Origin of the sequence: Pseudomonas sp. BAV 4579 (assembly GCF_009765395.1) — a bacterium.
Classification (GTDB): Bacteria; Pseudomonadota; Gammaproteobacteria; order Pseudomonadales; family Pseudomonadaceae; genus Chryseomonas; species Chryseomonas aestiva.
In genome coordinates, this window is the sequence record NZ_WHOV01000190.1 from 1 (window position 1) to 6,881 (window position 6,881).

At 67.2% G+C, this 6,881-nt stretch carries 9 protein-coding genes; 7 read left to right on the forward strand and 2 right to left on the reverse strand.

Annotated features, from left to right (window positions below; translation table 11 throughout):
* Together mnmD and GSQ95_RS24555 are read right to left on the reverse strand one after the other, a co-directional pair.
* Positions 1 to 766, reverse strand: a 766-nt coding sequence (mnmD, locus tag GSQ95_RS24550) for a tRNA (5-methylaminomethyl-2-thiouridine)(34)-methyltransferase MnmD (RefSeq protein WP_158973962.1), incomplete at its 3' end; no start/stop codon positions are given.
* Positions 767 to 821: 55 nt separating this feature from the next.
* Positions 822 to 1,037 (reverse strand): DUF6316 family protein, encoded by a 216-nt coding sequence (locus tag GSQ95_RS24555; RefSeq protein WP_133862831.1) that lies wholly within the window; start codon positions 1,035 to 1,037, stop codon positions 822 to 824.
* Positions 1,038 to 1,334: 297 nt separating this feature from the next.
* Between GSQ95_RS24555 and GSQ95_RS24560 the strand changes: the two genes are divergently transcribed.
* The 7 genes from GSQ95_RS24560 (at position 1,335) to GSQ95_RS24590 (ending at position 6,723) form a co-directional block, all read left to right on the forward strand.
* Positions 1,335 to 1,973 carry a peroxiredoxin gene (locus GSQ95_RS24560; RefSeq protein WP_027598409.1) on the forward strand — a complete coding sequence of 213 codons (639 nt, stop codon included), beginning with the start codon at positions 1,335 to 1,337 and terminating at the stop codon, positions 1,971 to 1,973.
* Between the two features lie 164 nt (positions 1,974 to 2,137).
* Positions 2,138 to 2,725: an NADPH-dependent FMN reductase gene (ssuE, locus tag GSQ95_RS24565; protein WP_158896878.1), complete on the forward strand. Its 588-nt coding sequence runs from the start codon at positions 2,138 to 2,140 to the stop codon at positions 2,723 to 2,725.
* Between the two features lie 15 nt (positions 2,726 to 2,740).
* Positions 2,741 to 3,706 (forward strand): sulfonate ABC transporter substrate-binding protein, encoded by a 966-nt coding sequence (locus GSQ95_RS24570; RefSeq protein ID WP_158973964.1) that lies wholly within the window; start codon positions 2,741 to 2,743, stop codon positions 3,704 to 3,706.
* Positions 3,707 to 3,729: 23 nt separating this feature from the next.
* The gene (ssuD, locus tag GSQ95_RS24575) at positions 3,730 to 4,878 is read left to right on the forward strand and encodes an FMNH2-dependent alkanesulfonate monooxygenase (RefSeq protein WP_158897068.1); all 1,149 of its coding nucleotides are present in this window, start codon (positions 3,730 to 3,732) and stop codon (positions 4,876 to 4,878) included.
* 11 nt (positions 4,879 to 4,889) lie between these two features.
* On the forward strand, positions 4,890 to 5,678 hold the full coding sequence (gene ssuC, locus GSQ95_RS24580) for an aliphatic sulfonate ABC transporter permease SsuC (RefSeq protein ID WP_158897069.1): 789 nt from the start codon (positions 4,890 to 4,892) through the stop codon (positions 5,676 to 5,678).
* Entirely contained in the window at positions 5,675 to 6,484 is an 810-nt protein-coding gene (gene ssuB, locus GSQ95_RS24585; protein WP_158897070.1) for an aliphatic sulfonates ABC transporter ATP-binding protein, read from the forward strand. The genes ssuC and ssuB overlap by 4 nt, the downstream gene beginning before the upstream one ends.
* A gap of 23 nt (positions 6,485 to 6,507) precedes the next feature.
* The gene (locus GSQ95_RS24590) at positions 6,508 to 6,723 is read left to right on the forward strand and encodes a molybdopterin-binding protein (RefSeq protein WP_010795839.1); all 216 of its coding nucleotides are present in this window, start codon (positions 6,508 to 6,510) and stop codon (positions 6,721 to 6,723) included.
* The last annotated feature ends 158 nt before the right edge of the window (positions 6,724 to 6,881 follow it).

Here is a 6,881-nt window from a genome sequence, read left to right on the forward strand (position 1 = left end):
GCGGGCCCTGGGGGCGCGGTGGGCGGGCATACCAGGGTACGGCGGCAGGAGTGACCGGGCGTTCCAGCGCGCCGGCCAGCATTTCCCGCTTGTGGCCGAAGCCGGGTACCTTGGCCATGGCGAAGCCGGCCTCGTTGAGGCCACGGCGGACGAAGCCGGCACAGGTAAAGGTGGCCAGGGTGGTGCCGGCGTGGGACAGCCGCGCCAGTTCGACGAACAGCGCGGGCGTCCACATCTCGGGATTCTTGGCCGGGGCGAAGCCGTCCAGGAACCACGCGTCGCAACGGGCATCCAGTTCGGGCAGGCGCTCTAGCACATCACCGACCAGCAGGGTCAGGGTGACGCGCCCGTCGTCCAGGATCAGGCGCTGGAAGCCCGGATGGATGGCCTGGTACTGCCGCTGCAGCGCCGCGCTGTAGGGGGCGAGTTCCGGCCAGAGGGTCAGTGCCTGGGCGAGATCGGCGGCGGTCAGTGGAAAGCGCTCGACGCTGACGAAATGCAGGCGCGCAGCCTTGGGGGCCAGGGTGGCGAAGAGTTGCCAGGCGCAGAGGAAGTTGAGGCCGGTGCCGAAGCCCGTCTCGCCTATGGTAAAGACCTCTCCCGCGGCCAGCGCGGCGAAGCGTTCGGCCAGGCGATTCTGCTGCAGGAAGACGTAGCGCGTCTCTACCAGGCCGCTGGCGCGGGAAAAGTAGACATCGCCATAGGTGCGGGAGAGCGGTTGCCCGGAGGCGTCCCAGTCGAGCTGGGCGTGCTGGAAGTCGGTCATGAGCGGCGCGGCCTGGAATTCAGGGCGCGCAGTCTAAAGGATCGAGCGCAGGCGGTCAGACGTTGCTGACGGATTGGCGCATCAGGCCCTGAGAGGTCTGCAGCCGTTCGACATAGCGATCGATCTGGTTGAGGGCCTCCTCGCGGCTGAAGAAGGGGCCTTCCAGGGTGCCTTCGCGGGTGGTGAAGAAGAATTGGCCGTTGACCACGCTGACGCGCTCGCTACGGAAATGGGTGGTGGCACCGGGGTCGTCATTGCGTTTGCCGAACATGAGAATCTCCTCCTCGTCTTGCCAACAGACCATGGCGAGCGCTGCGGGTTGCCCCGCTCGGCCGAATTGCGGTCCGTCGATCTTCCTTAGGTGTAGCACCCTAGCGGGCGCTGCGCCCGGGTGGAAAAAGCGCGACGAAATTGTGAGGATGATCACGCGGCGCGTGGCGTCGCGACCGGGGGCTGGCCCAAGAGGGGTCGGCTTTCGCGTTATAACCACAGCGTGATCCGATCTTTCCCGCCCGCTCTGGTGGGCGGCATAGTGCCGCTATCCCTACCTGCATCAGGAGAACTGCCAATGACCATCCGTCTGGGCGACATCGCCCCCGATTTCGAACAGGACTCCAGCCTGGGTCGCATCCGCTTCCACGAGTGGCTGGGCGATAGCTGGGGCGTGCTCTTCTCCCATCCGGCCGACTTCACCCCGGTCTGCACCACCGAGCTGGGTCTCACCGCCAAGCTCAAGGACGAATTCGCCAAGCGCGACGTCAAGGTGATCGCCCTCTCGGTGGATGGTCTGGAATCGCACCAGGGCTGGATCAAGGACATCGAGGAAACCCAGGCCACCGCCGTGGGCTTTCCGATCCTGGCCGACGCCGATCGCAGCGTCTCGACCCTCTACGACATGATTCACCCCAACGCCAACGACACCCTCACCGTGCGTTCGCTGTTCGTCATCGATCCGCAAAAGAAGGTACGGCTGTCGATCACCTATCCGGCCAGCACCGGGCGCAACTTCGACGAGATCCTGCGGGTGATCGATTCCCTGCAGCTCACCGACAACCACAAGGTGGCGACCCCGGGTAACTGGAAGGATGGCGACGACGTGGTCATCGTGCCGTCGCTCAAGGACGAGGAAGAACTCAAGCGGCGTTTCCCCAAGGGCTACACCGCGGTGAAACCCTATCTGCGCCTGACGCCCCAGCCCAATCGCTGAAATCTCCTGCGACAACCCGACCCCGGCCCAGGCCGGGGTTTCGTTTTTCTGGTTATAACCAAGTGCCGAAAGGGTATTTTTAGGGAATAAACACCCGCTGCTAAGGTCCGCTCATTCCTTTTTCGAGCGGCGCGACACCGCTCTTTTTTCTCCAGGAGACGGCGATGCAGGTGGTGACTTTGGCAGGCAGTCCGGCAGCGCGCTCGCGCTCCAGCGGCGTGCTGGATCTGGCAGCGAACTGGCTGCAGGGGCGCGGCGTAGAAGTGTCCCGCTGGCGCATCCAGGACTTTCCCGCCGCCGACCTCATCGGCGCCCGTTTCGACAGCCCGCCAGTGGTGGAACTGATCGCCCAGCTGCAGGCCGCCGATGGCCTGGTGATCGCCACCCCGGTCTACAAGGCCTCCCTGGCCGGCGCCCTCAAGACGCTGCTGGACCTGCTGCCCGAACGCGCCCTGGCACTCAAGGTGGTGCTGCGCCTGGCCACCGCCGGCTCCAGCGGTCATCTGCTGGCCATTGACTACGCGCTGAAGCCGGTGCTCTCGGCGCTCAAGGCGCAGGAAATCCTCAACGGCCTCTTCGCCGACGACAGCCAGGTCAGCTACACCGAGACCGGGGTCGCCCTGACCCCGGCGCTGGAGCAGCGCCTGCACGAATCCCTCGAACAATTTCACGCGGCCCTGGTGCGGCGTCCCCAACCCCTGACCCCCGAGCTGCTGGCCGATCGCATCGGCCAGGCGCGCTGGGGCATCTGACCAGGAGCCTTAGTCATGCAGTTCTCCTTCACGCGTTCGCTGCTCGCCGTTTCCCTGCTGACCCTGGCCGCCGGCCTGGCCCAGGCGGAAGAGACGGTGCGCATCGGCTACCAGAAGTACGGCACCCTGATCACCCTCAAGGCCCGCGGCACCCTGGAGCAGCGCCTGGCCAAGGACGGCGTCAAGGTGCAGTGGACCGAATTCCCCGGCGGCCCGCAGCTACTGGAAGGCCTCAACGTCGGCAGCATCGATTTCGGCGTGACCGGGGAGACACCGCCGGTGTTCGCCCAGGCCGCCGGCGCCGACCTGGTCTATGTGGCCCACGAGCCGCCGGCGCCCACCAGCGAGGCCATCCTGGTGCCCAAGGATTCGCCGATCCGGTCGCTGGCCGATCTCAAGGGCAAGAAGATCGCCCTGAACAAGGGCTCCAACGTCCACTACCTGCTGCTGCAGGCACTGGCCAAGGCCGGCATCCCCTACCAGGACATCCAGCCGGTCTACCTGCCGCCCGCCGATGCCCGCGCCGCCCTCGAGCGCGGCGCGGTGGACGCCTGGGTGATCTGGGATCCCTACCAGGCCGCCGCCGAGACCCAGTTGCAGGCGCGCACCCTGACCGATGCCACCGGTCTGGCCGACAACCACCAGTTCTATCTGGCCACCCGCAGCTTCGCCAAGGCCCATCCCGAACAGGTCGGCGCCATCGTCGACGAGGTGCGCTCGGTGGGCGAGTGGGCCAAGGCCCATCCCGACCAGGTCGCCGCCCAGGTGGCGCCGCTGCTGAACCTGCCGCTGGACACCGCCGAACGAGTGGTCAGGCGCCAGGGCTATGGCGCCCGCTTCATCAGTCCCGAGGTGGCGGCGCAGCAGCAGAAGATCGCCGACGCCTTCACCGCCCTCAAGTTGATTCCCAAGCCGCTGGTCATCCGCGACGTGGTGTGGACCCCGCCCGCCAGTCTGCAGACCGCTGCCGCCAAACCCTGATTTCGCCTGCTGGAGAAAGCCCCATGAGTCTCGATATCTTCTGGTTCCTTCCGACCCACGGCGATGGCCACTACCTGGGTACCGCCGAAGGCGCCCGCGCCGTCGACCATGGCTACCTGACCCAGGTCGCCCAGGCCGCCGACCGCCTGGGCTTCGGCGGGGTGCTGATCCCCACCGGCCGCAGTTGCGAGGATTCCTGGCTGGTGGCCGCCTCGCTGATCCCGGTCACCCAGAAGCTCAAGTTCCTGGTGGCCCTGCGCCCCGGGATCATCTCGCCCACCGTGGCGGCGCGGCAGGCGGCCACCCTGGATCGCCTCTCCGGCGGCCGGGCGCTGTTCAACCTGGTCACTGGCGGCGATCCCGACGAACTGGCCGGTGACGGTCTGCACCTGTCCCACAGCGAAAGATACGAAGCCTCGGTGGAATTCACCCGCATCTGGCGCCGCGTGCTGGAAGGCGAGACGGTGGACTACGAGGGCAAGCACATCCAGGTGAAGGGCGCCAAGCTGCTCTATCCGCCGCTGCAGCAACCGCGCCCGCCGCTGTACTTCGGCGGCTCCTCCGACGCGGCCCAGGACCTGGCCGCCGAGCAGGTGGAGCTCTACCTGACCTGGGGCGAGCCTCTGGACGCGGTGCGCGAGAAGATCGAGGCGGTCAAGGCCAAGGCCGCCGCCCAGGGCCGCACGGTGCGCTTCGGCATCCGCCTGCACGTGATCGTCCGCGAGACCAATGAAGAGGCCTGGCGGGCGGCCGACCGGCTGATCGCCAACCTGGACGATGCCACCATCGAAAAGGCCCAGGCCGCCTTCGCCCGCTTCGATTCCGTCGGCCAGCAGCGCATGGCGGCCCTGCACGGCGGCCGGCGCGACAAGCTAGAGATCGCGCCCAACCTCTGGGCCGGGGTCGGCCTGGTGCGGGGCGGCGCCGGCACCGCGCTGGTCGGCGACGGTCCCACCGTGGCCGCGCGGGTCAAGGAATATGCCGCCCTGGGCATCGACACCTTCATCTTCTCCGGCTATCCGCACCTCGAAGAATCCTATCGGGTCGCCGAACTGCTGTTCCCGCACCTGCCGGTCAAGCGGCCGACCCAGGTCGAAGGCGCCAACTACGTGAGTCCCTTCGGCGAGATGGTGGCCAACGACATCCTGCCGCAGAAAGCGGCGCAGAGCTGAGGGAGGCGGGCATGAACAGCACGATCGAACGTCAACTGCAGCGCTTGGCGCCCTGGGTGGTGCCGGTGGCCCTGATCGTCGCCTGGCAGCTGGCGGTCAGCAGCGGCCTGCTGTCCAGTCGCATCCTGCCGTCGCCGGCGGCGGTGCTGGAAGCAGGCTGGAGCTTGGTCAAGAGCGGCGAGCTCTGGCAACACCTGGCCATCAGCGGCTGGCGCGCCGGCATCGGCTTCGCCATCGGCGGCAGCATCGGCCTGGCGCTGGGCTTTATCACCGGGCTGTCGAAATGGGGCGAGCGGCTGCTCGACAGCACCCTGCAGATGGTGCGCAACGTGCCGCACCTGGCGCTGATCCCGCTGGTGATCCTCTGGTTCGGCATCGACGAGTCGGCCAAGTTGTTCCTGGTGGCCCTGGGGGTGTTCTTTCCCATCTACCTCAACACCTACCACGGCATCCGCAACGTCGATCCGGCGCTGGTGGAGATGGCCCGCAGCTACGGCCTCTCCGGGGCGCGGCTGTTCTGGCACGTGGTACTGCCGGGCGCCTTGCCGGCCATCCTGGTGGGGGTGCGTTTCGCCCTCGGCCTGATGTGGCTGACGCTGATCGTCGCCGAGACCATTTCTGCCAGCTCCGGTATCGGCTACCTGGCGATGAACGCCCGGGAATTCCTGCAAATCGACATCGTGGTGCTGGCCATCCTGCTCTACGCCATCCTCGGCAAGCTGGCGGATCTCGCCGCCCGCGGCCTGGAACGCGCCTGGCTGCGCTGGCACCCGGCCTATCAGAAGGGAGCCCACGCATGACCAGTCTGCAAGCCGTTCCGCCGCTCTCGCGCGGCATCGCCCTGAAGCTGCAACAGGTGGTGAAGACCTTTGGCGAGCGCACCGTGCTCCACGGGATCGATCTGCAGATCCCGGCTGGCCAGTTCGTCGCCGTGGTGGGCCGCAGTGGCTGCGGCAAGAGCACCCTGCTGCGCCTGGTGGCCGGTCTCGACCGCGCCAGTGGCGGCACCCTGCTGGGCCAGGACGAACCCCTGGCGGAGCACCGCGAAGACACCCGGCTGATGTTCCAGGATGCGCGCCTGCTGCCCTGGAAACGCATCATCGACAACGTCGGCCTGGGCCTCAGGGGCGACTGGAAACCGCGCGCCCTGGAAGCCCTGGCGGCGGTCGGCCTGGCCGATCGCGCCCATGAATGGCCCTCGGCGCTCTCCGGTGGCCAGAAGCAGCGCGTAGCCCTGGCCCGGGCCCTGATCCACCAGCCGCGCCTGCTGCTGCTCGACGAGCCGCTGGGCGCCCTGGATGCCCTGACCCGCATCGAGATGCAGCAGCTCATCGAAGGCCTCTGGCAGCGCCACGGCTTCACCGTGCTGCTGGTCACCCACGACGTGGGCGAGGCGGTAGCCCTGGCCGACCGCGTGGTGCTCATCGAAGACGGCCATGTCGGCCTGGATCTCGACGTCACCCTGGCGCGCCCCCGAGCCGCCGGCGATGCCCAGCTGGCGCGCCTGGAAGCCGAGGTACTGGCCCGGGTGCTGCAGCAGCCGCTCAATGCCGATCTACCCGAAATCGTGCAACCCCTGCCCACGCAACTGCGCTGGGCCTACTGATCGCTCATCCGAGGAGTTCTGCCATGACCATCAAGGCCATCAACGTTCGCAACCAGTTCAAGGGCACCATCAAGGAAATCATCGAGGGCTCGGTGCTCTCCGAGATCGACGTCCAGACCGCCGCCGGCATCGTCACCTCCGTCATCACCACCCGCTCGGTCAAGGAGCTGGAACTGGTGGTGGGCAGCGAGGTGATCGCCTTCGTCAAATCCACCGAGGTGTCCATCGCCAAGCTGTGATGCGGCCCTGGTGGTGAGGAAACCCGCCCTGGTGGCGGGTTTCTTGTTTTGGCCTTGAGGTGTTGGGCTTCGCTGGCGCTCAGCGCCAACCTACGGAATACCGCGCGGCGTAGATACCATCTCTCCCACCAATCACAACAGGTCCGCTAAAGGGCCTG

Bases quoted from the DNA above. Each gene is read 5' to 3' on its own strand.
- GSQ95_RS24555 (WP_133862831.1), bottom strand. From the start codon at position 1,037: ATGTTCGGCAAACGCAATGACGACCCCGGTGCCACCACCCATTTCCGT.
- ssuC (WP_158897069.1), top strand. From the start codon at position 4,890: ATGAACAGCACGATCGAACGTCAACTGCAGCGCTTGGCGCCCTGGGTG.
- GSQ95_RS24570 (WP_158973964.1), top strand. From the start codon at position 2,741: ATGCAGTTCTCCTTCACGCGTTCGCTGCTCGCCGTTTCCCTGCTGACC.
- ssuE (WP_158896878.1), top strand. From the start codon at position 2,138: ATGCAGGTGGTGACTTTGGCAGGCAGTCCGGCAGCGCGCTCGCGCTCC.
- ssuD (WP_158897068.1), top strand. From the start codon at position 3,730: ATGAGTCTCGATATCTTCTGGTTCCTTCCGACCCACGGCGATGGCCAC.
- GSQ95_RS24560 (WP_027598409.1), top strand. From the start codon at position 1,335: ATGACCATCCGTCTGGGCGACATCGCCCCCGATTTCGAACAGGACTCC.
- ssuB (WP_158897070.1), top strand. From the start codon at position 5,675: ATGACCAGTCTGCAAGCCGTTCCGCCGCTCTCGCGCGGCATCGCCCTG.
- GSQ95_RS24590 (WP_010795839.1), top strand. From the start codon at position 6,508: ATGACCATCAAGGCCATCAACGTTCGCAACCAGTTCAAGGGCACCATC.